The following is a 26688-nucleotide window of genomic DNA, read 5'->3' as shown; positions in this document are numbered from 1 at the left end:
GGCGATGTCGTCCTCCGCCCGCGGCGCGCCCGCCCCTGCGCCGGGCACCCCATCCGAGGAGGTCAGCGGCCAGTGAGCGCCACGTCCACCGAACCGCTCGTCCAGGTCCGCGACCTGGTCAAGCACTTCCCGATCAGGGCCGGGTTCTTCCAGCGCCAGGTCGGCGCGGTGCAGGCCGTCGACGGCGTGAGCTTCGACGTGCGGCCGGGCGAGACGCTCGGCCTCGTCGGCGAGTCGGGCTGCGGCAAGTCGACGACCGCCCGCCTCATCACGCGCCTGCTCGAGCCCACGGCGGGCTCGATCACCTGGGAGGGCCGGGACATCGCCGGCCTCTCGCGCCGCGAGCTCAAGCCGCTGCGCCGCGAGATGCAGATGATCTTCCAGGACCCCTACTCCTCGCTGAACCCGCGCAAGACGGTGGGGTCGATCATCGCGGAGCCGTTCGTCATCCACGAGGTCGAGACCGACCAGCGCAAGCGCCGGGTGCGCGTGCAGGAGCTCATGGAGCAGGTCGGGCTCAACCCCGAGCACTTCAACCGGCTACCGCACCAGTTCTCCGGCGGGCAGCGCCAGCGCATCGGCGTCGCGCGCGCCATCGCGCTCAAGCCCAAGCTCATCGTCGCCGACGAGCCGGTCTCGGCCCTGGACGTGTCGATCCAGGCCCAGATCCTCAACCTCCTGCGCGACCTGCAGAGGGAGCTGGGGCTCACCATCATCTTCATCGCCCACGACCTGTCGGTCGTGCGCCACACCTGCGACCGCGTCGCGGTGATGTACCTGGGCAAGATCGTCGAGCTCGCCGAGTCCGACGACCTCTACGGGCACCCGCGCCACCCCTACACCGGCGCGCTGCTCAGCGCGGTGCCGGTGCCCGACCCGCGGCTGGCGCGCAACAAGCAGCGCCAGGTGCTCGGCGGTGACGTCCCCTCGCCGACCAACCCGCCGAAGGCCTGCCGCTTCCACACGCGGTGCTCGAAGTTCGTGCAGGGCACGTGCGACGTCGACGAGCCACTCCTCGAGCCCAAGGACGGCGGCAACGTGGCGGCCTGCCACTTCCCGCTGACCGACGAGGAGATCGCCCGCCGCGTGCCCACGGCCGCCGCCTGAGCGCGCGTGGCCGGCGTGGACTACCCCGGCGCGCGGGAGCTGGGCGCCAGCGCGCACACCGCCGCGCAGGCGGCCGCCGCGCTGGGCGTGTCCGTCGCCCAGATCGTCAAGTCGCTCGTGTTCCTGACGCGCGACGACCCGCCGGCACCCGTGCTCGTGCTGTGCAGCGGCGCCAGCCGCGTCGACGAGGCCGCGCTGGGCGTCGTCAAGGCCCGCGCCGAGACGGTGCGGGAGGCCACCGGCACGTCGATCGGCGGTGTCGCGCCCTACGGGCATCCCGCGCCGCTTCACACGATCGTCGACGAGGACCTCATGGCCTTCGACGTCGTGTGGGCCGCGGCGGGGACGGCGACCCGCGTCTTCCCGCTGACGCCCGCCGAGCTGCTGGCGCGCACGGGCGGCACGGTCGCGCGGGTGGCGCCCTAGTCCAGGTAGGCGACGACCTCGCCCACCGGGGCGCGGTCGGGCACGCGCTGCTCCTGGCGGGCGGCGCCGAGGTGCAGCAGCGCGATGCAGCGCTCGTCCTCGCCGATGCCCAGCGCGGCCCGGCCCGCGGGTTCGCGCAGGATCGCCGGGGTGCGCCAGTAGCCCGCCAGGCCGCGCGCGTGGGCGCCGAGCAGGACGGCGTAGGCGGCGCAGCCGGCGGCCAGGAGGTCCTCCTCGTCGGCGACCGGGTCCTGCGGCGTGCGGACGTAGGAGACCGCCACGAGCGTCGGGGCGCGGTCCAGCTTGCCCGCCCCCTCGGCGCCGATCGCCGCCTTCAGCGCGGCCAGCGCGGCGGGGCCCACGACACGGAAGCGCCATGGGTTGGTGAGGTGATGGTTCGGCGCCCAGCGCGCCAGCTCGAAGAGCGCGTCGAGCACGTCGCGGCCGACCGGCTCGGCGCCGTAGGCCTTGTGGGTGCGGCGGGTGCGGATCGCGGTCTCGAGCTCCATCGCGCTCAGGCGCCCTCCTCGTCGTCGGCGTCCTCCTCGCCGGCCCACAGCGCCTCGCGGCCCAGCTCGCGCCCGCCGGCGTCGTAGACGGCGACCTCGAGCGTGTCACCGCGGTAGTCGTCGGGCGCCACGAGCGTGAAGCGGTTCTCCACGAGCACGCACTGGTCGACGGTCAGGCCCGCGAGCTCGGCCGTGACGATCGCGCCGCGGTCCACGAGCGGCGTGCCCCAGATCAGCGTCATCGCCGCGACCTTGCCGGCCTCGCCGCGCCAGCCGCCGATGACCTCCTCGCAGAGGTCGATCGACCAGTCGGGGTTGGCCTCCGCGGTCTCCTCGGTCCAGTCCGCCGTGGCGCGGAAGTGGTCCTCGGTCTGGCCCTGCTCGACGGCCGGGGCGTAGGACACGGCGCCGAAGAGCTCCAGCCCGCGCTCGGTGCGGCAGGTCACCGGGACGTAGGTGCGCCCCGCCCACGTGCGGTCGGGGAACCAGACCGGCGCGCCCGGCGCGCCCAGGTCGTCGTCCAGCAGCAGGCAGGCGGCCAGGAACTCCTCGTGCAGCTGCTCGGCGCGGCGGCCGTAGGGCAGCAGCTCCTGCGGGGGCTCGGCGGCGAACCGGGGGACCAGATGCTCCTCGGGCGGCATGGCCCGCACCTTAGGAGGTCGGCGCCCGCGGGGCGATCTCCAGCAGCAGCGTGACGGGCCCGTCGTTGACGAGCTCGACCTCCATGTGGGCGCCGAACACGCCGCCGGCCGCGTCCAGGCGCGCCCGGAAGCGCTCGTAGAGCGGCTCGGCGTGCTCGGGCCTCGCCGCGGCCACGAACGACGGGCGATTGCCCCGGCGCGCGTCGCCGTACAGCGTGAACTGGCTGACGACGAGCACGTCGCGGTCGCCCAGCGCGTCGTTCATCCGCCCCTCGGCGTCCTCGAAGATCCGCAGGGCGGCGACCTTGTCGGCCAGCCGATCGGCGACGGCGGCGTCGTCGTCGTGGGTGACCCCGAGCAGCACGAGCAGGCCCGGGCCGGTCGACGCCACGGGCGCACCGTCGACGACGACGGCGGCCCGGCTCACGCGCTGGACGAGGGCTCGCATCGCGCCATCACAGCACGAGCGACAGCACGACGGCGGCCGTAACCGCGAAGGCCGAGGTCCAGGCCACGGCGCTGGCCGCCAGGCGGACGTCCAGGCCGTAGAGGTGGCTGACGATCAGGCTGTTGATCGCCGAGGCCATGCCCGCCTCCACGATGTAGGCGTCGGGAACGTCGACCGTCAGCGCCGAGAGGCCGACCAGCAGCGCGGGCGCCGCGGCGTGGCGCAGCACCATCACGACGAGCACCGGCCGCGTCAGCGGCGGCGGGAAGGCCAGGGCCCCGCCCTCGCGCTCCACGGTGAGGTGGACGCCCAGGACGAAGAACCCGATCGGCAGCAGCGCGTAGGTCGAGTTCTTGGCGATCTCCACCAGGGCGTCGGGGGCCAGGGCGTCGGGGGCGACCAGCGCCGCCACCAGCGCCCAGAGCACCGGGTTGCGCGTCAGGAACGCGCGCACCCGGTCGCGGGGCCGCTCGCCGGCCTTCGTGCCGAACGCGGCGCCGACCGCGAAGCCGACGGTGAACGTCATGACGAGGCTGACGAGCGTGTCCCAGGCGACCGCGGGCGCCAGCGCGTCGTGGCCGAGCAGCGTGGCGGTGAGCGGGATGCCCAGGAAGCCCGTGTTCACGAGCACGGTGTTGAGCACCAGCGTGCCGGTCGAGGGGCGCGACAGGTGCAGCACGCGCGTCCCGATGAGGTAGGCCAGCGTGCCCAGGATGGCGTGCCCGGCGTAGCCGAGCACGAGGCCGATGCCCACGCCGCCGCCGAGGTGCAGCCGGGCGATGACGAAGAACGCGATGAAGGGCAACAGCCCCCACACCATGATGGTGATGAGCCGGTGGGCCAGGGCGACCGCCGCGGCGCCGTGGCGGCGCTCGGCGGCGACCCCCACCGCCGTGGCGGCGATGATCGCGAGGACGACGAGGGCCATGGGTCAGCCGCTGTCGCGCAGGTCGGCCGCGGCCTGCTCGGGCGAGACGATGTTGAGGTGCAGGCCGGTGCCGAGCTCCAGACCGGCCAGCGGGGTCAGGCGGGGGACGATGTCGATGTGCCAGCAGAAGTGCTCGGCGCCGCGAGGCGCGGTCCGCACCCAGAGGTTCAGCGGCGGGACGACGCCGCCGAAGCGCCGGCGCAGGCGCTGCAACGCGTCGTGCAGCAGGGCGGCGGCCACCGGCCCGTCGTCCTCGAAGCGCGCCCGCGGCACGCGCGGGGCCAGCAGGAGCTGGTAGGGCAGCGCGGCGGCGTAGGGGGACAGCAGCACGCCCTCGTCGTCGACGGCGACGAGCCGGTCGCGCTGGCGCACCTCCTCCTGGACGAGGTCCTGGAGCAGGTTGCCGCCCATCGTCCGCGTCGCGTGGGCCGTGAAGCGCTCGCGCTCGCGCGCGATCTGGGAGGGGACGAAGTCCAGCGCGAAGAGCTGGGTGTGGGTGTGGGGCAGCGACGCGCCGCCCGCGGCGCACTCGTTGACGGTGACGTGCACGTAGGCGGCGTCCGCGTGGGCGCGCATGCGCGCGCGCCAGACGTCCATCGCGACCGCGACCTGGCCGGCGGTCAGGTCGGCCAGCGAGCCGACGGGATCGGGGGCGTTGACGACGACCTCGTGCGCGCCGCGCGCGGGCGCGGCGGTGAACAGGTCCGGGGCGTGGGAGGGCTCCGGTTCGACGCCGCCGGCCTCCAGCGCCGGGTAGAGGTTGGGCACGACGCGGACCGTCCAGCCCGGGGTGTCGGGCGGCCCGCCGCCGGGGCGCACCGCGAAGAGCTCGGGCGGCGTGCGGTGCTCGTGTCCGGCGGCGAACGGATCGCTGTCGGCGTCGATGGGCGGGGGCGGCTGCGGGATCGCGAGGCCCCCGCCGGGCCGCTGCGCGCGGTGCTGCGCGATGATGCCGCGCAGACCCGTCAGCGGGTCGACGCGGATCTCAGGCACGGCCCAGCGCGTACCGGCGGATGTCGCGCTCCAGCGTCGCCTCGTCGTTGTAGGGACCCTGGTGGACGGTGCGGCGCCCCCGGGCATCGACGAACACCGTCGTGGGGTAGAACGCACCGGCCTGCAGGCTGTGGGCCGTGCGCTCGTTGGGGTCCTCGTAGCTGGGGTAGCTCAACGGCGTCCGGGCCAGGAAGGCGCGCGCGTCGCCGCGGTTGTCGTGGCCGTCGAGGCCGATGAACGCCACCCGCTTGCCCAGCGCGACGCTCACGCGCTGGAAGACGGGGAACTCCAGCCGGCAGGGCCCGCACCAGGCGGCCCACTTGTTGATGACGACGGGGTAGCCGGCGCGCTGCAGCGCGGCCATCCGGGCCCCGACCGCCGTCGTGCCGCCCGTGAGCAGCTCGCTGGCCTGCGCGTGCAGCCCGGCCAGGGGCGCGGGCGCCCCGGCGAGGCGCTCGCGCTGCTGGGCGAGCGACAGCGTGGCGGGCGCCGGCGTCTTGGACTTCGAGCCGGCCTGCGACAGCCCGATGACGACCATCGCGATGACGGCCACCACGGCGCCGAGCACGAGGAGGAGGCGTCGGGACATGGGCACAGGGTCGCAGGTTCCTGTGGATCCGCCCCCCGATCCGATATCCTTGCGTCAACGAGGCGAGGGTGCGACTGCTGTTCAGTTGGAGTCCCCTCGATCCTCCCGGTCCCTGAGGACCGCGCAGCGCGTACCACCGCCGCTGGTCCTCCGCGGGCGCTCCTCCTTCAGAGCGAGCCGATCCATGGCTGATCCCACGTCGCCGGCCGTCGAGGCCGCATCCCTTCCCGAACCGTCGCTCGTCGCTCGCGCCGAGGCGTTCACCCGTGAGCGGTTCGTCCACGAGGGCGAGGAGCCGGCGGTCGCGCTGGCCCCGGGCGGGGCGCGACGTCAGGCGCTGGACGACGCGCTGGCCGAGATCGACGCCGGGGCGAAGGTCCCGTCGACGCGCTGGCGGCGCCGCTACTCGCTCCTGCTGGGCCTCGAGCGGGTCCTCAGCGACCAGGAGCCGCGGCTGGCCGACGGCACGCTGCTCAACCCGCATCAGGTCGATGCGCTGTCCGGCACGCTCGTCGCGCTGCTGGCCTCGGCGCAGAAGGGCGCCAACGGCGGTGGTGCGGCGGCTGCGCCGGTGCTCGCCGTCGAGGAGCCCGAGCCCGTCGAGGACGAGCCGGCGGTCGAGCCCGAGGAGCCCGACGAGCCCGAGCCCGAGCCCGACGACGACGAGGACGACGACGATCCCGACGACGAGCCCGAGGACCGCACGCCGGTCGACGTCGACATCGACATCGACCTCGAGGAGGACGACGAGCCCGAGGAGCCCGCCGAGGAGGAGTCCTACGACGACGCGACCGAGGATGACGTCGACGAGGACGTCCAGGAGGGCGCCGCCGACGACCCGAACGCCGGCAAGCGCTTCTGGTTCGAGCACGCCACGGGCGCCGGCAAGACCGTCGCCGCCATGGGCTTCGTCGACGCGTCCCGCACGGGCGGCGTCCTCATCCTCACCCACCGCCGCAACCTCGTCGACCAGTTCCTCGGCGAGCTGCACCAGCGCGGCTACGGCAAGCGCGAGTCCCCGCCGCTGCTGGACGGCGCCGGCACGGACCGCACGGACGGCCCGGTCACCGTCGAGACCTACCAGTGGTTCGTGCGCAACGCCGGGCGGATCTCCGACGCCTACACGATCGTCATCTGCGACGAGGCGCACACCGCGCTGGGCGAGAAGACGTCGGCGGCCATCCGCGCATGGACCGGTCCGATCTTCGTCGGCATGACCGCGACGGGCGCGCTCATCGCCCGCCACGTCACCGACCTCTTCCCGACGCAGACCTCGCGCTTCGACCTCGCGCAGGCCGCGCGGCGCGGCGTCATCGCGCCGCTGCGCTCCATCCGCATCCCGCCGGGCCCCGGCGTGCGCACGATCGCCAAGGTCCCGCTGCGCAAGGGCGAGGTCGATGTCGAGTTCGACCAGGAGATGCTGGCCGAGCTGCTGGACCAGCTGCCGTTCAACCTGGCGATCGCCGACCTCTACAAGACGCGCTTCAACGGCGTGCCCGGGGTCGTCTACGCCGCCGGCGTGCGCCACGCGATGAACGTCGCCGAGGCCTTCCGCCAGGAGGGCATGAAGGCCATGGGCGTGTCGGGCGAGACGCCCAAGCGCGAGCTGGCCGAGATCCTCGCGCGCTACGAGCGCGGCGAGATCGACGTGCTCGTCAACGCCCAGCTGCTGGCCGAGGGCTGGAACTCGCCGCGCGCGACGATCTGCATGCACCTGGCGCCCACGGCGTCCAAGCGCATCTACCAGCAGCGCGTCGGCCGCGTCACGCGCCGGCACCCCGGCAAGGAGTCGGGGATCGTCGTGGACTTCGTCCACCCGGCCACGCGCCACGACGACCCCGTCGTCACGCTGCACTCGCTGCTGGACCGCGACGTCTACCGCGGCGGGGCGATCGTCGTCGGCCCGGTGCGGCGCGGGCGCGGGCGCCGGGTGCGCGTCGAGCGCCGCGTCATCCCGGTCACCGCCGATCCGGACACGCGCATCGAGGTCTTCGAGCGCGAGCTCTGGCGCATCGCCGTCGAGTTCCTGGACTACGGGGAGCAGGTGCAGTGGGCGGCCCTGGCCGGCGCGCGCGTCGCCCCGAGCGGCTGGCGCCGCGCCCGGGCGATGCTGCACTTCGACAAGACCGGCGAGCTGAAGCGCAGCTTCCTGCTGACCGCGGTCGAGCGCAACAAGAACTCCCAGCTGCGCCTGCGCGCGCTGCAGGAGATCGCGCAGTCGCGCGACGCCGACGCGTTCGAGCGCGCGGTCGACGTCGTGCGCACGTGGTCGCGCGACGAGCGCCGCGAGGGCGTCAAGATCCTGCTCCAGGCCCTCGCCGAGCGCCGCATCGGCCGCCGCGACCAGGCCAGCCACTGGATCTGGGACCTCGCGGACATGACGCGCGAGGTCCACGAGGAATACGCGGTCCAGCGCTGGCCGGAGACCAAGCGCCTGCTGGGGCTGCTCGTCAACTCCTCCGGCGGCGCGCACGCGCGCAACGCCCGGCGGCTCGTGCACGCGGCACGCAAGCAGGACCGCCGGCTCAGCGCCGCGCTGCTCGCTGCGGCGGTCGCGCACACGCCCGAGGCGATGGAGGTCGTGCGCGGCGCGCGCACGCGGATGGCGCGCAAGCCCAGCGCCCTGTCGCGCGAGCTTCTGCGCAACTTCCCCAAGCGCAAGAACCGCTCCCGGCGCCGGCGCAAGAAGGGCGAGGAGGGCCGCGCGCCCGAGCTCGAGCCGACGCTCGTCGTCGCCGGCGTGCAGGCTCCGCCCGACGGGGCGGAGTCCGAGCCGGGGTCCGAGGCCGCCGTCGCCGAGGGTGACGCCGGGGCCGAGGCCGGCGGCGAGGCCGCCGGCGGGAGCTCGCGCTCCAAGCGCCGGCGCTCCTCGCGGCGCCGCAAGGCCGCCGCCGCGGCCGAGCGGCGCGAGCAGGAGGCCCGCGGCGAGGTCGCCGGCGAGCCCTCCGACGGGCCGTCCGGCGACGAGGACGCCCGGGACGAGGCGCCGCGCCCGGCGCCGGCCGCGGCGCCCGCGCCGCTGGACGAGGAGGAGGTCGCCGAGGGGATCGCCGCCGCGCTGGCCGCGATGCGCGCGGTCGCGCCGGCCCCGGCCCCCGCGACGCCCGCGCGTCGCCGGCGCACCCCCGCCAAGGCGCCCGCCCAGTCCGCTCCGGAGGCCGGCGCGGACACGGAGCCCGCCGAGCCCGCCGAGGCGCCCACCGGCGACGCCGTCGCCGAGGAGGAGGCCCCCGCCAAGCCGGCGCGGGCCCGCCGCGCCACCGCGCCCAAGGCCGCCGCCAAGCCGAGGGCCGTCGCCAAGCCGAAGGCCGCGGCCACGAAGGCCAAGGCCGCCGCCAAGCCCAAGGCCCCCGCCAAGCCGCGCACGACCGCCGCGGCGCGCAAGGCCAAGGCCGCCGCCGAGGAGGCCGGTGCGCCGCAGGCCGAGGAGACCCCGGCCGCCGAGGCCGCCCCCAAGCCCCGGGCGCGTGCGAGCACGGCGGCCAAGCCGCGGACCCGCCGCGCGCCGGTCAAGGCCGCGCCCGCCGAGGCCGCGCCCGCCGAGGCTGCGGCCCAGGACGGACAGCTCACGCTGGACGGCGCCGAGGCCGAGCCCGCGCCGAAGCCCAAGCGCCGCCGCGCGACGAAGAAGGCCGAGCCCGCCGAGCCGGAGTCGCCCGTGGGCGGCGACGCGCTCGACGACGCGGCCTAGGTCTGCTCGGCCGCGGGCCTGCGCCGGCCCAGGTGCACCTCGCCCGCGTTGAGGGCCGTGCGCCCGCCGTCGGCCAGCTCGACGACGAGGCGCCCCTCGCCGTCGATGCCGCGGGCCACGCCCGCGCCCGCGCCCCAGGTGATGGCCTGGCCGTGCAGCGCGTCGCGGGCGCGCCAGGCCTCCAGCGTGGCCTCGACGGGGCGCTCCAGGGCCTCCTGCAGGCCGGCCAGCAGCCGCGCCAGGAACGGCTCGACCGCGCCGCGCCCCAGCCCGAGCGTGGCGGCCGTGTCGCGCAGCTCGGCGGGCAGGTCGTCCGGGGCCACGGCGACGTTGACCCCGATGCCCAGGACCACCCACCCCTCGGCCGGGCGGCCCTCGGCCAGGATCCCGGCGACCTTGCGGCCGTCCAGCAGCACGTCGTTGGGCCACTTGATCGTCGCCTGCGGCCCGCAGGCGTCGGCCACGGCCACGGCGGCCAGCAGCGGCAGCAGCGGCGGCGCGTCGCGCAGCACGAGCGACATGAGCAGCGCGGCGCCCGCCGGGGCGCTCCACGTCCGGCCCTGCCGCCCGCGCCCGGCGGTCTGCAGCCCCGCGGTGACCAGCGCGCCGTGGGGCGCGCCCAACGCGGCCAGCTCGCGCGCGCGGTCGTTCGTCGAGGCCGTGACGGCCAGGTGCAGGCGCGGCGTCCCGAGCAGGGCCGGCTCCTACGGCGCGCTGATGCGCAGGTCGTCGTCGGTCTCGACGCCCAGCAGCTCGCGGGCCGAGCCGCGGTTGACCGCCAGCGAGAGCGTCCGGTAGGCGTCCTCGTAGAGGATGAGCTCACCGGGCGGCACGTCGGAGAACGTGGTCGCGTAGACCCCTTGGCGGCCGTTGACGACGACGGCATGACCGAGGCGGAAGCCCGAGTCGGCCAGCTCGGCGTGCTCGACGTCGAGCATGATGTTGCCGAAGCGGTCGAAGGCGACGGCGTGGGCCCACAGCACCGCGTCCTCGAGGATGGCCAGCGGCATGTCCAGGCGCACGATCTCGTCGGGGTCCATCGGGTCGCCCGCGTCGCCCAGCGGGGCGCCGGCGGCCAGGTGGGCGGCCACCGGGGCGAAGATGTCGCGCCCGTGGAACGTCGCCGAGACGGGCTCGAGCCGGTGGCGCGAGCGGCCGACGTCGACGACCTCGGCGATGCCGCCGAAGCGCTGCGCGGCCAGCGACAGCAGGCCGTTGTCGGGGCCGACGAGGATGCGGTCCTCCTCCGTGGTGCGCAGCGCGATCGCGCGGCGCTCGGCGCCCACCCCGGGGTCCACGACGGCCAGGTGCACGCCGGGCGCGCAGTAGGGCAGCGCCCGCCGCAGCACCAGGCCGGCGGTGCGCACGTCGTGGCGGCCCAGGCCGTGGTTGAGGTCGATGACCCGCGCGTCGGGGGCGATGCGGGCGATGACCGCGTGACAGACGCCGACGAAGTCGTCCTCGAGCCCGTAGTCCGAGAGGAAGGTGATCGGCCTGGCCATGCCGTCGGCAACGTTAGCGGCGCGCCCGTGCGGGTAGCGCGGAGGCATGCCCGACGACCCCGAAGACGACGACATTCCGACGGGGATGCCCGACGGCCAGCCCGAGGAGGCGCCGCTCGGCGTGGCCGAGGCCGACCCGGAGGGCGAGCACACCGAGCCCGGCCCCGGCGCGATGCCCGGCATCCCGACCGAGGGCGAGCCGCCGGCCGTCGGCTGACCCCTCAGGCCGCGGGGGCGGTCGCGCCCACGAGCGCGGCCACGAGGCCGTCGGGCGTGTGCTCGGCGGCCTCCAGCGTGGGCTCCAGGCCGAGGTCGCGCAGCGCCTGCGTCGTGATCGGCCCGATCGAGGCCAGGCGCAGCCCGCTCTCGCGCACGGCCGCCGCACCGCCTGCGGCCTCGCAGAAGAAGCGCGCCGAGGACGCCGAGGTGAACGTCGCCCAGTCGGCGGCCAGCGCCCGTGTCAGGGTGCGCTCGTCCAGCGGCTCGGCCACCGTGACGTAGGGTTCGAGCACCTCGACCTCAGCGCCGCCGGCCGCCAGCGCGTCGCGCACGACGTCGCGGCCGCCGCGCGCGCGGACCACGAGCGCGCGGCCGACCTGCAGCGGCCCGACGAGCTCGGCCAGCGACTCGCCGACGGCGCGCGTCGGCACGAGGTCGGGCTCGATGCCGTGGGCGCGCACGGCATCGGCGGTGCCCGGGCCGATGACGGCCACGCGGGTGCCCGCCAGCGCGCGGGCGTCGCGGCCCTGGGCGCGCAGCGCGTCGAAGAAGCGCGCGGCGCCGTTGGGGCTGGAGAGCACGAGCAGGCCCACGTCCGTCAGGTCGGGCACCGCGAAGTCCAGCGGCTCGGGCACGATGACGGCGGCCTCCACGACGCGCGCGCCCAGGTCGCGCAGCCGGCCGGCCAGGCCGCTGGCCTGGGCCTTCGGGCGCGTGACGACGACCGACGTGCCGCCCAGCGGCCCGCGGTCCAGCCACGCCAGGTCCTCGCCCAGCGCGGCGACGGGCCCCACGACGGTCACCGACGGCGGCCTGACCCCCGCGGCCTGCGCGCGCGCCGCGATGTCGGCCAGCGTGCCGTGCACGACGCGCTGGTCGGGCAGCGTGCCGCGCTCGACCACGGCGGCGGGCTCGTCCTGCGGGCGCCCGCCGGCGACGAGCTGTTCGGCGATGCGCGCCAGCGCGCGCACGCCCATGTAGAACACCAGCGTGCCGGGGAACGCGGCCAGCGCCGGCCAGTCGATCTGCGTCTCCGGCTTGCCGGGGTCCTCGTGGCCCGTGACGAACGCCACGGCGGCCGCGAGGTTGCGCTGGGTGACGGGGATGCCGGCGTAGGCCGGGCCGGCGATCCCGGCGGTGACGCCCGGCACGACCTCGTAGGCGATGTCGTGCGCGCGGCAGAGCTGGGCCTCCTCGCCGCCGCGGCCGAAGACGAAGGGGTCGCCGCCCTTGACGCGCACGACCAGCCGCCCGGCCTGCGCGTGCTCCAGCAGCAGGCGGTGGGTCTCGGCCTGGGGGACCTGCTCGCCGCCGCCGATCTTGCCCACGTCGACGAGGATCGCGTCGGCGCGCGCGCCGTCCAGCGCGGTCGGCGGGATGAGCTTGTCGTACAGGATGACGTCGGCGCGGGCGATCGCGTCCAGGCCCCGGACGGTCATCAGGCCCGGGTCGCCCGGCCCGGCGCCGACGAGCACGACGCGCCCGCCGGCGCTCACGCGAGCTCCCCGGCCCGCGCGAGCAGGTCGTCGGCGCCCATCGTGCGCAGGCGCGCCACGAGCGCAGCCGCCGGGTCGGGCCCGGTCACGGCGTCGCGCAGCCACTCGCTGCCGTCGGGCAGCCCGACGAACGCGTGCAGCGCGGTGCCGTCGTAGTGGCAGCCGACGGGGGTGTCGCATGTGGCGCCCAGCGCCTCGACGACCGCGCGCTCCAGCCCCAGCGCCGTGTCGGCGGGCGCGTCGACGATCCCCTCGGGGATCGCACGTCCCTCCAGCGCCAGCGCCCCCTGGCCGGGGGCGGGCACGAACACGGCGGGGTCCAGCAGCACGCCGATCTCGTCCCCGCGGCCCAGGCGGCGCAGTCCGGCGGCGGCGAGCACGAGCGCGTCGCAGGCGCCCTCGGCCAGCCGGCGCAGCCGCGTGTCGACGTTGCCGCGCAGGTCGACGATCTCGAGGTCGGGGCGCACGGCCAGCAGCTGGGCGCGACGGCGCAGCGAGGCGGTGCCCACGCGCGCGCCCTCGGGCACGTCGTCCAGCGCCGCGGCGCCCACCAGCGCGTCGCGCGCATCCTCGCGCGGCAGGACCGCCGCGACGGCCATCCCCGGGCGCAGCAGCGACGCGGCCGGGACGTCCTTGGCCGAGTGGACGGCCAGGTCGATGTCGCCGCGCTCCAGCGCGTCCTCGATCGTGTCGATCCAGCGCGCCTTGTCGCCGGCGACCCCGCGGTCGCCGCTCGTCGTGATCTCGACGATCTCCGCGCCGCCGAGCGCGCCGGCGACGGCGTCGGCCTGGACGCGGGCCAGGGCGCTGCCGCGCGTGCCGAGCCTCACCGGGCGTCGCGGCGTCGCAGCGGCCGGACGTCGGCGGCTGCGTCCTGCGTGGCGGGCGCCTCGTCGGTGCCCTCCTGCAGGCCGAAGAGCTCGCGGGCGAGCTGCACCCGCCCGTGGCCGCCGTCGCGGTCCAGCGACTTCAGGCGGATCGTCGGCTCGTGCAGCAGGCGCTGCATGACCGAGCGCGCGATGGCCTCGATGCGGGCGCGGTCGCGCGGCGACGCGGTCTCCCAGCGCCCCGCGTTCTCACCGAGCACCTGCTCGACGATCGCGTTGCCGTGCTCGCGCAGCGCGCCGATGGTCGGCATGACCTCCAGTGAGCCCATCCACCGCGCGAAGCGCTGGATCTCGTCCTCGACGACGTCCTCGGCCTGCGTGCGCTCGTCCTCGCGGACCTGGCGGTTGCGCGCCGCGGTCGCCTGGAGGTCGTCGATGTCGTAGAGCGCGACGCCGTCGAGGTCGCCGCACTCGGGCTCGACGTCGCGCGGTACGGCGATGTCGATGAGCAGGAGCGGCCGGCCCGCGCGCTCGCGCATGACGAGCTCGAGCTCCTCGTAGCCGATGATGGGGTGCGGTGAGGCGGTGCTGGCCACGACGATGTCGGCGGCGGCCAGGCGCTCGGGCAGCTCGTGCAGCGACGACACCGTGCCGCCGAAGCGGTCGGCGATCGACCGCGCGCGATCGGCGTGACGGTTGGCGAGGAAGATCGTGTGCACGCCCTCCTCGGCCAGCGCGCGGGCGGTGAGCTCGGAGGTCTCGCCGGCGCCGATGATGACGACGTTGCGGTCGGCCAGGTCGCCGACGACCTCACGGGCCAGCGCGACGGCGACGGTCGAGACGCTGCCCTTGCCCGCGCCGATGGCGGTCTCGCTGCGCACGCGCTTGCCGGTCTGCAGCGCGGCGGTGAACAGGCGGTTGGTCATCGGCCCGGTCGTGCCGGCCGCCAGCGCGGCCTCGTAGGCGCGCTTGGCCTGGCCCTGGATCTCGGCCTCGCCGACGATCATCGACTCCAGCCCGCTGACGACGCGGTAGAGCTGGCGCGCGGCGTCGCAGTTGCGCGGCGCGTACATCGCATCGGTCAGCTCGGTGGGGCGGATCCCGGCGCGCCGGGCCAGGTGGCGCAGCAGCTCGCCCTCGGCCTGCACGGGGTCGGAGGCGACGAGGTAGACCTCCGTGCGGTTGCAGGTCGAGATCGCGACGGCCTCGCGCACGTCGTCGTGGGCCACGAGGTCCCGGCACAGGGCCTCGGCGTCCTTGGTCGACAGCGCGAGGCGCTCGCGCACGGCGACCGGGGCGGTCTTGTGCGAGATGCCCAGGCAGAGCAGCTCAGACATGGCCGCCGACCTGCCCGGAGCGTGCGCCGGACGCCGGGCCGCGCGCGTCGTCGTCGCCGGCCTGCTGGGCCCGGCGCTGCTCGAGGTCGTCGATCTCGGCGACCTCGCGGCCGACGCGCGCCAGCTTGGCGGCCATGATCGCGACGTAGACCAGGATGAGCGCGAGGAAGACGAGGTAGGCCGCGACGACGTAGCCCGAGTTCGTGGGCAGCGTGTTGGAGGCCGCGACGAGCATCTAGGCCCCGAGCTCCGGCGCGGCCGAGCGCCGCGGGCGCAGGACGTCCTCGCCGCCGAGGCGGCGCTTGAGCGACTTGAGGCGGGCGGTCGTCTGCTTGTGGGCGATCTCGTACTGGAAGAGCGTCACGTACAGCAGCGCCATCCCGATGAAGCAGACGATGAACGCCGTGCGCATCGCGCCGGGCAGGTTGCCGGCCGAGTCGAACGTGCGCGGGTGCACGAGCGACGTCGCGGCGCGCACCGCGATGAAGTTCAGCGGCACGAACGCACCGGCGGTCACGGCGAAGACCGAGGCGTAGCGCGACTGGCGCTCGCGGTCCTCGATCGAGAAGCGCAGCGGCGTGTAGGTCGCGTAGAGCAGGAAGATGATGAGGAAGCTGACCAGCGTCGGCTCGTCCCACACCCACCAGTGGCCCCAGGAGGCCTTGGCCCAGATCGCGCCGGTCAGGAGCACGCCCACCCCGAGGATGACCGAGATGTGGATCGCCACGTAGGAGCGCAGATCCCACTTGGCCTCCGACGTGCGCAGGTGCTGCACGGCGCAGATCCCGCCGAAGATGAAGCCGCACAGCGCGACGATGGCCATCGGCACGTGCAGGTAGAAGATCTTCTGCAGGAAGCCCTGATCGGCGTCCATCGGCGCCACGTAGGCGGCGAGGGCGAACCCCCCGACCAGCGTGACGACGGTGAGGAGGGACAGGGAGCGGAGACGGGTTCCGGACATCGGGGGGCGTCCTTGGGGCGCTCAGTCCTCGAGCAGGAAGTCGAAGACCGCGTAGGCGAGCAGCGTGAACACCAGATCATAGAGGCCGAGGATCGCCAGCCAGCGTCCGGGCAGCGGCCCCGCGCCCGCAGCCGCGAAGGTCGGCGCGAGGGCCTTCGCCGTGCCGATGACCACCGGCAGCAGCAGCGGCAGCGCGACGAGCGGCACGATGAGGTCGCGCGCGCGGGTCTGGATGGCCAGCGCGCCCACGAGCGTCCCGACGACCGCGATCCCGACGTCGGCCAGCGCCAGGACGAGGACGGCCTGGCCCAGCGCCTGCCCGTCCAGGCCCGGCTCCAGGAGCATGAGCGCGAACGCGGGCACCGCGATGACCTCGAGGACGACGAGGAACGCGCCGAGCGCCAGGGCCTTGGCGACGAGCATCGCCGTGCGGTCCACGGGGGCCAGCATGAAGCCGTCGAAGCCGCCCTCCTCGTGGTCGGCGACGAACAGGCGGTTGATGCCCAGGATCGCGCTGAACAGGAGCGTCACGGTGAGCACGCCGGCGGCCAGCGCCCCCTCGACCGTGTTGGCCTGCAGCGAGAAGTGGAAGACGACGAGCGTCGTGATGCTGAACAGCGCCATCGCCGGGATGACCTGCGGCGTGCGCAGCTCGAGGCGCAGCTCCTTGCGCAGCAGGGCTCCCACGGCGCGCCTCATGACCGGTACAGCGCCCCGATCTGCTCGCGGTCGACCGCCGACGCCGCGGCCAGCAGCTCGGCGCGTCCGGCCCGCAGGCCCAGCGCCACGTCGGCGCCCTGCAGCCCGCCCACGGGGTCGTGGCTGGTGACCACGCGGGTGCGCCCCGAGGCCGCGCCGATCAGCGGCTCGACGAGCTCGGCGGCGTGCGGGTCGAGGTTGGCGGTCGGCTCGTCGAGCAGCAGCAGCTCTGGGTCGTGCAGGACCGCGCGGGCCACCGCGGCGCGCTGCACCATCCCGCGCGAGTAGGTGTTGACGGGGTCGTCGGCGCGGGCGCGCAGGCCGACGGCCCCCAGCAGCTCGTCGATGCGGGCGGGCGCGACGCCGTGCAGGCGGGCGTGGAAGCGCAGGTTCTCGCGCGCCGTGAGGTCGCGGTACAGCAGCGGCGCGTGGCCGAGGAAGCCGACGCGCCCGCGTACGGCCCAGCCCTCGCTCGGCAGCGCGCTGCCCAGCACGCGCACGGTCCCCGCGTGCGGGCGCAGGAGCGTGGCCAGCACGCGCAGCAGCGTCGTCTTGCCCGCGCCGTTGGGGCCGAAGACGACCAGCGTGGTGCCGGGGGCGACGTCGAGCGTCAGGTCGGAGAGGGCCTCGCGGTCGCCGTAGCGGCGGGTCAGGCCCTGCAGCTCAATGGCGGGGGCCGTCATCGGCTCGGCGCAGCGTGCGCACGGCGTGCTCGAGCACGGGCGCGATGACCGGGAAGAGCTGCCCGACGGCCTTGGGGCTGCCCGGGAAGTTGACGATGAGCGTGTGGTGGGAGATCCCCGCGACGCCGCGCGAGATCATGCCCATCGGCGTGTGACGCAGCGACTCGGCGCGCATGGCCTCGGCGATGCCGGGCGCGTCGCGCTCGATCACCGCGCGGGTGGCCTCGGGCGTGACGTCGTCGGGCGTGAAGCCCGTGCCGCCCGTCGTGAAGATGAGCGCGAAGTCGTCGTCGACGAAGTGGTGCAGGCGGTCCTCGATGAGCGAGTAGTCGTCGGGCACGACCTCCATCGCCTCGATCTCGGCGCCCGCCTCCTCGGCCAGGTGCGCCAACAGCGGGCCGGACTCGTCCTCGCTCTCGCGGCGCGAGACCGAGGAGGACACGGTGAGCACGCAGGTGCGCATCGCGGTCAGCGTACGGCTCAGCGGCGCCAGATGCCGCTGCGCCCGCCCGACTTCTCCAACAGTCGCACGGCCTCGATGCTGACGCCGCGCTCCAGGCCCTTGACCATGTCGTAGACCGTGAGCGCCGCGACGGCGGCGGCGGTCATGGCCTCCATCTCGACGCCGGTGCGCGCGGTCACCGCCGCGGTGGCGGTCAGCGTGACCGTGCCGGCTTCGGCGTCGACGACGGCGTCGAGGTCCAGGAGGTCGAGCCCGATGGGATGGCAGAGCGGGATGAGCTCGTCCGTGCGCTTGGCGGCCTGGATGCCCGCGATGCGCGCGGTGCCCAGGACGTCGCCCTTGGGCGCGTCGCCGGCGGCGACGGCGCCGGCGGTCTCCGGGAGCATCCGGACGACGGCCTCGGCGACGGCCCGGCGCTCGGTGACGGGCTTGGCGCCGACGTCGACCATGCGCGCGGTGCCCTGCGCGTCGAGGTGGGTGAGGCGGTCGGGCATCGGCCGCGGCCCCTAGGCCGTCGCCGGGGTGTGCGTGCGCTGAGCGGCGGCGATGAGGTCCAGGACCGCCGGCTCGTCGCCCGCGCGCAGCAGCGCGATGGGGTCCGGGTCGCCGTTGACGATGGACTCGAAGAAGTCCTTGCGCTCCTGGTAGGTGGGCAGCGTGCCCTTGGCCCAGCCGCGCACCTGGTTGAGCAGGATCGCCAGCCGCGCGTACTCCTCGCCGAAGTGCTCGGCCATCTCGCGCTTCATGCGCTTGGCCAGCGCGGGTGAGGCGCCCGCGGTCGAGATCGCGATGGCCAGCGGGCCGGTGCGCAGGATGGCGGGCAGGATGAAGTTGCACAGCGGCGGGACGTCGACGACGTTGACGAGCATCGCGCGGCGCTCGGCGTCCTCGTAGATCGCGATGTTGACGTCGGTGTCGTCGGTGCAGGCGATGACCATGAAGACGCCCTCGAGGTCCTGGATCCCGGCGTACTCGCGCCGCTCCCACGTGATCGAGCCCTCACGCGCCAGCTCCTCGAGCTCGGGGCCGACCTCGGGCGCCAGGACCGTCACGTCGCCGTCGCAGGCCAGGATGCCCTCGGCCTTCTCCAGGCCGATGGCACCCCCGCCGACCACGAGGCAGCGGCGGCCGCGCAGCTTGAGGCAGGCGATGTAGAAGGGCGTGTCCAGCATGTCGCGCACGCAGGTCTGGTCGCAGACCCCGCGCTTGAACTGGCAGACGCACTCCTTCCCTTCGTAGGCGGCGGCAGGCATCTCTGAGAGGGTAGACGGCCGTAGGTGTCCTCGAGATCACCGTGACCAAGACACCCGCCTCCTACTTCACCGACGACTCCCTGCTGCGCCGCGTGCACCGCGAGAAGGTCGTCGCGCTCTCGGGCCCGCGCGCCCTGCTCATGATGGCCGCCTACCCCGTCGCCTTCGAGGGGTTCTTCATGGCGACGGGCGCGCTCGGCGACCCCTACGTCCGCCTGCGCCGCACGGCCGAGGTGATGGACACGATCGCCTGGGGGTCCAGGGCCGACGCCGACCGCCAGACCCGGCGCGTACGCGCGATGCACGCCAGGGCCCGCGGGGTGCTGCCGCGCGCGGCGGGGCCGTTCCCGGCCGGGACGCCCTGGGCCGCCGACGACCCCGACCTGCTCCTGTGGATCGTCGCCTGCCTCGCGGACTCCGCCGTCCTGGTCTACGACCGCTACGTCGAGCGCCTCTCCTACGCCGAGCGCGACGCCTACTGGGCCGACTACCGCGTCATCGGCCGGCTGTTCGGCCTGGCCGACGAGGACATGCCCGCCACGTGGGGCGACTTGCAGGCCTACATGTCGCGCATGCTGGCCTCGGGCGACCTCGTGGTCACCCCGACCGCGCGCGAGGTCGGCATCGATGTCGTCCTGCGCCCGCCGGTCCCGGCGCGCGTGCGCCCGCTCGTCGAGCTGTCCAACGTCATCACCGTCGGGCTGCTGCCCGCGGGGATCCGCCGCGGCTACGGCTTCTCGTGGGACCCGGCGCGGGCGCTGGCCATCCGCGGCGGCGCGGAGTACGTCAAGCGGGTGCTCGTGCCGCTGCTGCCCGGACGGCTGCGCTACGTCGGCGCGCGCGCCCAGGCCGCCGCCTGAGGGCGCGGCGGTCCGGCACCCGGACCGCTCTGCGCCGTGGAGCGTTGGTGCAGCTTCACCGCGGGAAGCGCTGCATTTGCCGCGCACGCGCGTCTCCTGCCTGACCGCCTCCTCTACGGTCCGCGCTCAGTCCGGGCGACGGGAGGCGCCGGGCGACGCCGCGAGGCGTGCCCGCCTGCGGTGGCCGCGCGCAGATCTCAGGGTGCGCGCGGCCACCGACAGCACCGACGGCACGCCCTCGCGCCACGCGGCCTCGCGGTCGGCGTCGCGGGCCGAGCGCAGCTGGGCGACGGCGCGGCCGGTCCGCGCCAGCGCCGCGTCGTAGGGGAACCACCAGAACGCGCCCGCCGCGCCCGGGTCCCAGGTGATGACCTTCGGCTCGGCGCAGGTGCGCAGCGCGATCGCGCCGCGCGCGCGGCCGATGCCCGACCCGCGCACCCCGCCCCAGGGCAGCTGCGGGGCGCTGCGCGCGACGAGGTGGTGGTTCATCCACACCATCCCGACGCGCAGCTCGCGCGCGATGCGCTGCCCCTTGTAGCGGTCGGCCGTCCACACGGAGGCCCCGAGGCCGAGGTCGGCGTCGTTGACGGCGGCGATCGCGTCCTCCTCGCGCGCGACGACGGTGACCGCGACGACGGGGCCGGGGACCTCCTCGCGCGCCATCCGGGCGCCGGGCGGCACGCCGGTCAGCACGACGGGCGCGCAGAACGCGCCGCTGAGGCCCGCGACCTCCCGCGGGCCGCCGCAGTGGATCGTGGCGCCGAGCGCGACGGCCTCCTCGAGCAGCTCGGTCAGCCGGTGCAGCCGCTCGCCGCCGACGAGCGGGCCGATCTCGGTGGCGGGGTCGGCCGGGTCGCCGACGCGCAGGCTGCGCGCGCGCTCGGTGAGCGCGGCCAGGAACGGCTCGGCGACCTCCTGCAGGACGTAGACGCGCTCGACGCTGCCGCCCGACTGCCCGGCGTTGGTGAACGCGGCCCAGGCGATGCCCTGGGCGGCGCGCGGCACCTGGGCGTCGGCGCAGACGATCGCCGCGTCCTTGCCCCCGAGCTCGGCCACAACGCGCTTGACTCCGCGCGCGCAGGCCTCGAGCACCTTGCCGCCCGCCACCGCCGAGCCCGTGAAGCGCACCTGGGCGACGCCGGGCGCCTCGACCAGCGCCCCGCCCGTCGCCGCGTGGCCGTGGACGACCTGCAGCAGGCCCTCGGGCAGCCCCGCGCGGGCGAAGACGCGGGCGATCCGCTCGCCGGCCAGCGCGCCGTGCGGCGAGGGCTTGAGCACGACGCCGTTGCCGGCCATGAGCGCCACCGCGACGTCGCCCAGCGGCGTGGCGAACGGCTCGGCCGCCGGGCCCAGGACGGCCACGACGCCCAGCGGCTCGTAGGTCCAGCGCGCCCGGGTCAGCGGGTGCAGCACGCGGGAGATCCCGGCGCGCTCGCCGGCGAGGATCTGCGGCCCGTTCTCGGCGAGCCACTGCAGCGTCTCCACGGCGGGCAGCAGCTCGCCGATCTCGACCTCGGCCCGTGGGCGGCCCTGCTCGGCGCCGACGAGCTCGACGAGCTCGGGCGCCTCGTCGATGACGGCCTGGGCGGCGCGCGCCATGTAGCGCGCGCGGTCCGCCAGGCGCAGCTGGGCCCACAAGCGCTGGACCTCGCCGCTCTCGCGCACGGCGGCCTGCACCTCGCGCGGGCCCGCGACGGCGACCGTCCCCAGCGGGCGGCCCGTCGCGGGGGCCACCGCCCGCATGCGCGGTACGTCGTCGTGCTCGCCGGCCATGGCGCCGATGGTGGCAGGCCCCGGGGTCGGTCAGTCGGGGTCGGGCGGCCGGCGCTCCCAGCCGCGGTCGACCTCGGTGCCGCGCCGGTGGGCGCTGTAGGTCCGGGCGTCCTGCAGCTCGTCGGGCAGGAAGCGCACATGCCCGGAGCCGGGCGGCAGCCGGCTGGCGTGCTCGTAGCCCTCCCCGGCGCCCTCGGCCCGCGACACCTCGTCGCTGGGGTTGCGCAGCGCCAGCGGCACGGGGTAGGCCGGGCTCTCGGCCACGATGCGGCGCGCCTCGGCCAGGCCCATGTAGGACGCCCAGCTCTTCGGGCTGACCGCGAGGTAGCAGGCGACCTCGGCCAGGACGAGCCAGCACTCGGGCGGCCCGAGGTTCATCGTGGCCTCGAAGCCCGCGTTGGCGACGGCCAGCGCGCCGGGCGCGGCCATCCCGACCTCCTCGGCGGCGCCGATGAGCAGCCGTCGGGCGATGAAGCGCGGCTCCTCGCCGGTGGCCTCCATGCGCGCCAGCCAGTACAGCGCGGCGTCGGGGTCCGAGCCGCGGATGCTCTTGATGAGCGCCGAGGCCAGGTCGTAGTGCTCGACGCGCCCGGGGAACGAGCGGGCGCCGAGCGCCTCGAGCATGAGCGCCTCGGAGATCTCGTCGCCCTGCTCGGCCAGCGTGGCCGCGTACTCCAGGCCGGTGAGGACCGCGCGAGCGTCGCCGTCGGCGTGCTGCAGCAGCGTCGTGCGCGCGTCGGGGTGCAGCGTCAGCTCGCGGGCGCCGAGGCCGCGGGGGCGGTCGGTCAGCGCGCGATCGGCCAGCTCGGACAGGTCGCCCTCGTCGAGCCCGCGGACCATCTCGATCTTCAGCCGCGAGCGCAGCGCGCGGTTGAGCTCGAAGCCCGGGTTCTCGGTCGTGGCGCCGATGAGCACGACGGTGCCGTTCTCGACGTAGGGCAGCAGCGCGTCCTGCTGGGACTTGCTCCAGCGGCTGATCTCGTCGAGGAAGAGCAGCGTCCCCTCCCCCATGCGGCGGCGGTCCTTGGCCCGCGCGATGACCTCGCGGAGGTCCTTGACGCCGTCGGTGACCGCGTTGAGCTGCTCGAACGCCAGGCCGAACGCCCGCGCGGCGGCCATGGCGATCGTCGTCTTGCCGGTGCCCGGCGGGCCGTAGAGGACGAACGAGTACGGGCGGTTCTCGGCCACGGAGCGCGCCAGCAGCGCGCGCTCGCCGGTGAGCTGGGGCTGGCCCACGACCTCGTCGAGGGTCTGCGGGCGCATGCGGTCGGCCAGCGGCGCGTTGCGCGTGGCGACGACCTCTCCGAGTCCCATCTGCTCTTCCATCGTGGCGCAGACGCTACGAGGTGCGCCAAGGCGCCGGGTGGCGGGCAGCGCTCCACTAGCCTGCACCGCCATGGCCCTGGAGGAGCGTGCCGTCGAGCTGCTGCAGCAGCTCATCCGCCACAAGACGGTCAACCCGCCCGGCGAGGAGCGCCCGCTGCAGGAGGAGCTGGCCGCCGAGCTGCGCGACGCGGGCTTCGAGGTCGAGCTCGTCGGCCGCACGGAGTCGCGCCCGAACCTGGTCGCGCGCCTGCGGGGCCGGGCCGGCGGGCCGGTCCTCACGCTGCTCTCGCACGTCGACACGGTGCTCGCCGACCCGTCGGAGTGGCGGTACGACCCGTGGTCGGGCGCCCTGATCGATGGGGAGGTCTGGGGTCGCGGCGCGCAGGACATGAAGTCCCAGACCGCCGCGGAGGTCGCCGCCGCGCTGGACCTCGCCCGCTCGGGCTGGCGGCCGGCCCACGGGGACCTGCTGGTCGTGGTCGTCGTCGACGAGGAGACCGGCGGCGCCGACGGCGCGATCTGGCTGACGGAGACCCATCCCGATCTCGTGCGCAGCGACTTCCTGCTCAACGAGGGCGCGGGCACGGTCATCCCGCACGGCGACGAGCGCCTCTACGGCGTCTGCACCGCCGAGAAGGGCGTCTTCCGCTTCACGCTGACCACGCGCGGCGCGGCCGGCCATGCGTCGATGCCCAACGTGGGCGACAACGCGCTGCCCAAGCTCGCGCCGCTGCTGGCCGCGCTGGGCTCCCGGCGGCCCGAGCACGACCTGACCGACGCGCCGCGCGCGCTGCTGGCCGCGCTCGGCCTGCCCGACCTGGCGGCGCTGCAGGCCGCCAACCCGGCGCTGGCCACGTTCGTCGAGCCCATGTCGTCGGTGACGTTCGCGCCCACGATGATCAGCGCCGGCCGGAAGATCAACGTCATCCCCAGCGCGGCCTCGCTGAAGGTCGACTGCCGCGTGCCGCCCGGACACGGCCGCGACACCGCGCTGCGCCGCATGACCGAGGTCCTCGAGGGCCTGGACGGCTACGAGCTGACCTGGGACGAGGAGGTCGTCGGCAACGGCTCGCCGGTCGAGTCGCCGCTCATGGACGCGATCGGGCGCTGGGTGCAGGCCGAGGACCCCGGCTCCCGGCTGGTGCCGGTGATGCTGCCGGCCTACACCGACTCGCGCGCCTTCCGCGACGCGTTCCCCGAGTGCGTGGCCTACGGGTTCTTCCCCCAGCGCGAACGCAACCTCTTCGAGATGTGGCCGCTCGTGCACGGCAAGGACGAGCGGATCACCGCCGCCGACGTCGGCTTCGCCGCCCGCGCCTACCGCGCCATCGCGCAGGACCTCCTGGGATGAGCGGCGAGGCCGTCGCCCGTCGCGCCAAGCCGCTGCGCCTCGGCGGCATGGCGCTGCGCAACGGCCTGCTCGTGCACGGCCCGGAGCACTGGGCGGTCGCCGCGCGGCGCACGGACGGGACGATCGGCGTGGCCTCCGGCCGCAAGCCGCGCGTTCGCGGCCCGCTGCAGGCGCTGCCCGGCGCCCGCGGGGTCGCCCGCCTGGCCGAGGCGATGATCGTCATCCCGCTGGCCAAGCGCGCCCTGCCGGAGGTGCGCCTGCCCTGGCAGGACTCGCGTGTGCTGGCGGCCTCGGCCGCGGCGATGCTCGGCTCGGCCGCGCTGCGCCGCCGGGTGCGGGGCGCCGGCGGCGAGGTGGCGCTGGCCGGTCTGTCGATGCTGCCCTCGCTCGTGGCGCTGCGGGGCGGCGACCTCGCGGCCTACCACGGCGTCGAGCACAAGGCGATCGCCGCCTACGAGTCCGGTGCGGACGACGCGCGCGAGGCGGCCAAGGAGCACGACCGCTGTGGCTCGCACCTCATGGCGCCGCTGCTGGCCTCCAACGCGGCGGGCACCGCGCTGCTCAAGCGCGTCGTCCAGCGCCCCGGACCGCTGGCCGGCGCGGCGGTGTCGCTGGCCTCGATCGGCATGGCCGTCGAGGTCTTCGCGTGGTCCGAGCGCCACGACGACTCGCCCGTGTCCCGCGCGCTGCGCCGGCCGGGCCACGAGCTGCAGCGGGTGGTCGGGACGCGCGAGCCCACCGAGGACCAGCTCGACGTGGGGCGTGCGGCGCTGGCGGAGATCCTGCGGGTGGAGCGGCGCCCGGAGGGCTAGGACCCGCCGACGATCGCGTCGGCCAGCCGGCACCAGCCGGCGCGCATCTCGTCCAGCGTCATGCCGCGCACGTCGCGCTGGTAGAGGAACGGCTCGGCGCCCAGCGGCGCCAGGAGGCAGTCGGTGAGGTACTCGGTCTGCGGGCCCGGTCCGAGGATCTGGCCGAGCAGCATCGCGACGTGGGCGCGGTAGCCCTGGTAGACGGGGTGCGTGTAGCGCTTGACCCCGCCCAGGCTCTCGGCCTGGCGGATGAAGCGCGCGTGGCTCTCCAGCAGGCCGATCATCCCGCCGCCGAACGCGTGCAGTCGCTCGACGGGATCGGCGCCCGGGCCCAGCGGTGGGGCGCCGCGGATGAGCGCCTCCTGGAATGCGCGCTCGGGCTCGTCGATGAGCGCTCGCAGCAGGGATCCGCGGTCGCCGAAGCGGCGGTACAGCGTGCCCTTGCCGACGCCGGCCTCCGCGGCGACCTCGTCCATGGAGACGCCGTCGACCCCGTGGGCCTCGATGAGCCGGGCCGCGGCGCACAGGATGCGCTCGCGGTTGCGCCGGGCGTCGGCGCGCTCATGCTCGCCGCCGGGGGCGGCCGCCATCGGGAGCTCGTGGGGTGCCACGGTGGGCACCCTACGCCGCCTTGGCTTCTGCGGCCCCCGCCCGCGCGGCCAGGACGCTGACCAGGTCGGTCAGCGCGTCGCGCAGCTCGGGCTCGGCCAGCTGGCCGTCCTCGCCGAAGGCGTGGTGGGCCTGGCCCACCGGGATCTCGCCGTCGAGGACGTCGGCGCCGATGATGCCGAGCACCTTGCGGGTGTCGGCCTGGGCCCAGACCGCGCCGAACAGGCCGGTCGAGGCGCCGACGACGGCGACGGGCTTGCCCCGCAGCGCGTTGTCGGGGAACGGGCGCGAGGCCCAGTCCAGCGCGTTCTTGAGCACGCCGGGGATCGACCCGTTGAACTCGGGCGTCGAGATGAGGATCCCGTCGGCGTCGGCGATCGCCTCGCGCAGCGCGGCCACGGCCGGCGGCGCGGGATCGACGTCGAGGTCGGCGTCGTAGGGCGGGAGGTCGCGGAGGCCGTCGAAGACCTCGAGCTGCACCCCGGACGGCAGCGAATGCGCTGCCGCCCGGAGGAGGCCCGTGTTGTGGGACCCGCGACGCAGGCTCCCCGACAGGCCCAGGATGTGCATCGCGGGCATCGGGGCTAGGCCTGCTTGACGAGCTGCAGGTCGACGGTCAGCGTGACGTCCCAGGCGAGGGAGTCGGCGCCGGAGGGCAGCGGGTTCTGCCAGTTGAGGCCGAACTCGCGGCGGTCGACGGTCGCGGACAGCTCGAACGCCACGCGGTCGTTGCCGAACGGGTCGGGGCCGGCGGCGTAGGTGCCGGTGGCCGTGACGGGCTTCGTGGTGCCGCGGATCGTGAGCTCGCCGTCGACCTCGGCGCTGCCGTCGTCGTCGACGCGGATGTCGGTCGAGCGGAACGTGACGGTCGGCGTCACGTCGGCGTTGAAGAACTCCTCGGACAGCAGGTGGCCCTTGAAGTTGGGCTCGTCGATCTGGATCGAGGCGACCTGCGCGCTGCCGGTCAGCTCGCCGCCGGCCAGCTGGGCGTCGAAGGTCTCGAACGCGCTGCGGAACGTGGCAAGACCGTTGTACTTGACGCCGAAGCCGATCGAGGAGTGGACGGGGTCGACGGCGTAGGTGTCGGTGGGGACCTGCTGGGCGGTGGTGCTCATGACGACGATGAGGCTCCTGTGGAGAAGAGGAAATGGACCGAAGTCCGCTTACAGGAGGGGATTATAGCGG

At 75.3% G+C, this 26688-nt stretch carries 30 protein-coding genes; 7 read left to right on the top strand and 23 right to left on the bottom strand.

The window, feature by feature from the left end; translation table 11 throughout:
* The first annotated feature begins 72 nt into the window (after positions 1 to 72).
* Positions 73 to 1107: an ABC transporter ATP-binding protein gene (locus FSW04_RS03305; RefSeq protein WP_187369212.1), complete on the top strand. Its 1035-nt coding sequence runs from the start codon at positions 73 to 75 to the stop codon at positions 1105 to 1107.
* A gap of 6 nt (positions 1108 to 1113) precedes the next feature.
* Positions 1114 to 1533, top strand: coding sequence for a YbaK/EbsC family protein (locus tag FSW04_RS03300; RefSeq protein WP_146916225.1), 420 nt, complete (start codon positions 1114 to 1116; stop codon positions 1531 to 1533).
* Here FSW04_RS03300 and FSW04_RS03295 read toward each other — a convergent pair.
* The 6 genes from FSW04_RS03295 to FSW04_RS03270 are packed head-to-tail and all read right to left on the bottom strand — an operon-like array spanning position 1530 to position 5641.
* Positions 1530 to 2042 (bottom strand): nitroreductase family protein, encoded by a 513-nt coding sequence (locus FSW04_RS03295; protein ID WP_146916223.1) that lies wholly within the window; start codon positions 2040 to 2042, stop codon positions 1530 to 1532. The genes FSW04_RS03300 and FSW04_RS03295 overlap by 4 nt on opposite strands.
* 5 nt (positions 2043 to 2047) lie before the next feature.
* Complete coding sequence (locus FSW04_RS03290; protein WP_146916221.1) at positions 2048 to 2683, bottom strand: hypothetical protein; 636 nt, start codon at positions 2681 to 2683, stop codon at positions 2048 to 2050.
* Positions 2684 to 2693: 10 nt separating this feature from the next.
* A complete protein-coding gene (gene dtd / locus FSW04_RS03285) occupies positions 2694 to 3131 on the bottom strand; it encodes a D-aminoacyl-tRNA deacylase (RefSeq protein WP_146916218.1) in 438 nt (145 codons plus the stop codon).
* Positions 3132 to 3138: 7 nt separating this feature from the next.
* Entirely contained in the window at positions 3139 to 4059 is a 921-nt protein-coding gene (locus FSW04_RS03280; RefSeq protein ID WP_146916216.1) for an AEC family transporter, read from the bottom strand.
* Between the two features lie 3 nt (positions 4060 to 4062).
* On the bottom strand, positions 4063 to 5052 hold the full coding sequence (locus FSW04_RS03275; RefSeq protein ID WP_146916214.1) for a galactose-1-phosphate uridylyltransferase: 990 nt from the start codon (positions 5050 to 5052) through the stop codon (positions 4063 to 4065).
* Entirely contained in the window at positions 5045 to 5641 is a 597-nt protein-coding gene (locus FSW04_RS03270; protein ID WP_146916211.1) for a TlpA family protein disulfide reductase, read from the bottom strand. The genes FSW04_RS03275 and FSW04_RS03270 overlap by 8 nt, the downstream gene beginning before the upstream one ends.
* 184 nt (positions 5642 to 5825) lie before the next feature.
* Between FSW04_RS03270 and FSW04_RS03265 the strand changes: the two genes are divergently transcribed.
* Positions 5826 to 9332 (top strand): DEAD/DEAH box helicase, encoded by a 3507-nt coding sequence (locus FSW04_RS03265; protein ID WP_146916209.1) that lies wholly within the window; start codon positions 5826 to 5828, stop codon positions 9330 to 9332.
* On the opposite strand, the gene FSW04_RS03260 is transcribed toward FSW04_RS03265, so the two are convergent.
* Both FSW04_RS03260 and FSW04_RS03255 read right to left on the bottom strand, forming a co-directional pair.
* Positions 9329 to 9955 carry a biotin--[acetyl-CoA-carboxylase] ligase gene (locus FSW04_RS03260; protein WP_321167678.1) on the bottom strand — a complete coding sequence of 209 codons (627 nt, stop codon included), beginning with the start codon at positions 9953 to 9955 and terminating at the stop codon, positions 9329 to 9331. The two genes, FSW04_RS03265 and FSW04_RS03260, sit on opposite strands and share 4 nt — an antisense overlap.
* Positions 9956 to 10036: 81 nt before the next feature.
* On the bottom strand, positions 10037 to 10834 hold the full coding sequence (locus FSW04_RS03255) for an SAM hydrolase/SAM-dependent halogenase family protein (RefSeq protein ID WP_187369211.1): 798 nt from the start codon (positions 10832 to 10834) through the stop codon (positions 10037 to 10039).
* 46 nt (positions 10835 to 10880) lie between these two features.
* On the opposite strand from FSW04_RS03255, the gene FSW04_RS25600 reads away from it, so the two are divergent.
* Positions 10881 to 11051 (top strand): hypothetical protein, encoded by a 171-nt coding sequence (locus tag FSW04_RS25600; RefSeq protein WP_187369210.1) that lies wholly within the window; start codon positions 10881 to 10883, stop codon positions 11049 to 11051.
* A gap of 4 nt (positions 11052 to 11055) precedes the next feature.
* On the opposite strand, the gene cobA is transcribed toward FSW04_RS25600, so the two are convergent.
* From cobA to FSW04_RS03205, 10 genes are read right to left on the bottom strand one after another with little or no spacing between them, the layout of a single operon-like run.
* Positions 11056 to 12549 (bottom strand): uroporphyrinogen-III C-methyltransferase, encoded by a 1494-nt coding sequence (gene cobA, locus FSW04_RS03250; RefSeq protein WP_228430852.1) that lies wholly within the window; start codon positions 12547 to 12549, stop codon positions 11056 to 11058.
* On the bottom strand, positions 12546 to 13379 hold the full coding sequence (hemC, locus tag FSW04_RS03245) for a hydroxymethylbilane synthase (RefSeq protein WP_146916202.1): 834 nt from the start codon (positions 13377 to 13379) through the stop codon (positions 12546 to 12548). The genes cobA and hemC overlap by 4 nt, the downstream gene beginning before the upstream one ends.
* Positions 13376 to 14713, bottom strand: coding sequence for a glutamyl-tRNA reductase (gene hemA, locus FSW04_RS03240; RefSeq protein ID WP_146916200.1), 1338 nt, complete (start codon positions 14711 to 14713; stop codon positions 13376 to 13378). Before hemA ends, hemC begins: the two co-directional genes overlap by 4 nt.
* Entirely contained in the window at positions 14706 to 14948 is a 243-nt protein-coding gene (locus tag FSW04_RS03235; protein WP_146916198.1) for a hypothetical protein, read from the bottom strand. Before FSW04_RS03235 ends, hemA begins: the two co-directional genes overlap by 8 nt.
* On the bottom strand, positions 14949 to 15674 hold the full coding sequence (locus FSW04_RS03230; RefSeq protein ID WP_146916195.1) for a cytochrome c biogenesis protein: 726 nt from the start codon (positions 15672 to 15674) through the stop codon (positions 14949 to 14951).
* Positions 15675 to 15695: 21 nt separating this feature from the next.
* Positions 15696 to 16373 carry a heme exporter protein CcmB gene (locus FSW04_RS03225; protein WP_146916193.1) on the bottom strand — a complete coding sequence of 226 codons (678 nt, stop codon included), beginning with the start codon at positions 16371 to 16373 and terminating at the stop codon, positions 15696 to 15698.
* A complete protein-coding gene (gene ccmA, locus FSW04_RS03220) occupies positions 16370 to 17056 on the bottom strand; it encodes a heme ABC exporter ATP-binding protein CcmA (RefSeq protein WP_146916191.1) in 687 nt (228 codons plus the stop codon). Before ccmA ends, FSW04_RS03225 begins: the two co-directional genes overlap by 4 nt.
* Positions 17037 to 17519, bottom strand: a complete 483-nt coding sequence (locus FSW04_RS03215; RefSeq protein WP_146916188.1) for a MogA/MoaB family molybdenum cofactor biosynthesis protein — start codon at positions 17517 to 17519, stop codon at positions 17037 to 17039. The genes ccmA and FSW04_RS03215 overlap by 20 nt, the downstream gene beginning before the upstream one ends.
* Positions 17520 to 17536: 17 nt before the next feature.
* Positions 17537 to 18013 carry a cyclic pyranopterin monophosphate synthase MoaC gene (gene moaC / locus FSW04_RS03210; RefSeq protein ID WP_146916185.1) on the bottom strand — a complete coding sequence of 159 codons (477 nt, stop codon included), beginning with the start codon at positions 18011 to 18013 and terminating at the stop codon, positions 17537 to 17539.
* A gap of 12 nt (positions 18014 to 18025) precedes the next feature.
* Entirely contained in the window at positions 18026 to 18772 is a 747-nt protein-coding gene (locus FSW04_RS03205; RefSeq protein WP_146916183.1) for a precorrin-2 dehydrogenase/sirohydrochlorin ferrochelatase family protein, read from the bottom strand.
* Positions 18773 to 18813: 41 nt separating this feature from the next.
* Here FSW04_RS03205 and FSW04_RS03200 point away from each other — a divergent pair, with 41 nt between their 5' ends.
* On the top strand, positions 18814 to 19632 hold the full coding sequence (locus FSW04_RS03200; protein ID WP_187369209.1) for an oxygenase MpaB family protein: 819 nt from the start codon (positions 18814 to 18816) through the stop codon (positions 19630 to 19632).
* Between the two features lie 126 nt (positions 19633 to 19758).
* Here the strand turns inward: FSW04_RS03200 and FSW04_RS03195 are convergent, their stop codons facing one another.
* A complete protein-coding gene (locus tag FSW04_RS03195; protein ID WP_146916179.1) occupies positions 19759 to 21405 on the bottom strand; it encodes an aldehyde dehydrogenase family protein in 1647 nt (548 codons plus the stop codon).
* A gap of 30 nt (positions 21406 to 21435) precedes the next feature.
* Positions 21436 to 22731, bottom strand: a complete 1296-nt coding sequence (locus FSW04_RS03190) for a replication-associated recombination protein A (RefSeq protein ID WP_187369208.1) — start codon at positions 22729 to 22731, stop codon at positions 21436 to 21438.
* Between the two features lie 70 nt (positions 22732 to 22801).
* Between FSW04_RS03190 and FSW04_RS03185 the strand changes: the two genes are divergently transcribed.
* Together FSW04_RS03185 and FSW04_RS03180 are read left to right on the top strand one after the other, a co-directional pair.
* On the top strand, positions 22802 to 24082 hold the full coding sequence (locus FSW04_RS03185; protein ID WP_146916175.1) for a M20/M25/M40 family metallo-hydrolase: 1281 nt from the start codon (positions 22802 to 22804) through the stop codon (positions 24080 to 24082).
* Positions 24079 to 24894 carry a DUF1385 domain-containing protein gene (locus tag FSW04_RS03180; RefSeq protein ID WP_146916173.1) on the top strand — a complete coding sequence of 272 codons (816 nt, stop codon included), beginning with the start codon at positions 24079 to 24081 and terminating at the stop codon, positions 24892 to 24894. The genes FSW04_RS03185 and FSW04_RS03180 overlap by 4 nt, the downstream gene beginning before the upstream one ends.
* On the opposite strand, the gene FSW04_RS03175 is transcribed toward FSW04_RS03180, so the two are convergent.
* The 3 genes from FSW04_RS03175 to FSW04_RS03165 are packed head-to-tail and all read right to left on the bottom strand — an operon-like array spanning position 24891 to position 26618.
* Positions 24891 to 25505 (bottom strand): TetR/AcrR family transcriptional regulator, encoded by a 615-nt coding sequence (locus FSW04_RS03175; protein ID WP_228430850.1) that lies wholly within the window; start codon positions 25503 to 25505, stop codon positions 24891 to 24893. The genes FSW04_RS03180 and FSW04_RS03175 overlap by 4 nt on opposite strands.
* Before the next feature lie 10 nt (positions 25506 to 25515).
* Positions 25516 to 26082 carry an NADPH-dependent FMN reductase gene (locus FSW04_RS03170; RefSeq protein ID WP_146916171.1) on the bottom strand — a complete coding sequence of 189 codons (567 nt, stop codon included), beginning with the start codon at positions 26080 to 26082 and terminating at the stop codon, positions 25516 to 25518.
* Between the two features lie 5 nt (positions 26083 to 26087).
* On the bottom strand, positions 26088 to 26618 hold the full coding sequence (locus tag FSW04_RS03165) for a YceI family protein (protein ID WP_146916169.1): 531 nt from the start codon (positions 26616 to 26618) through the stop codon (positions 26088 to 26090).
* Positions 26619 to 26688 lie beyond the last annotated feature (70 nt).

Source organism: Baekduia soli (assembly GCF_007970665.1).
In the GTDB taxonomy this organism is placed as follows: Bacteria; Actinomycetota; Thermoleophilia; order Solirubrobacterales; family Solirubrobacteraceae; genus Baekduia; species Baekduia soli.
The sequence above is the reverse complement of the archived record's forward strand: the minus strand, read 5'-3'. Positions and strand labels throughout refer to the sequence as shown.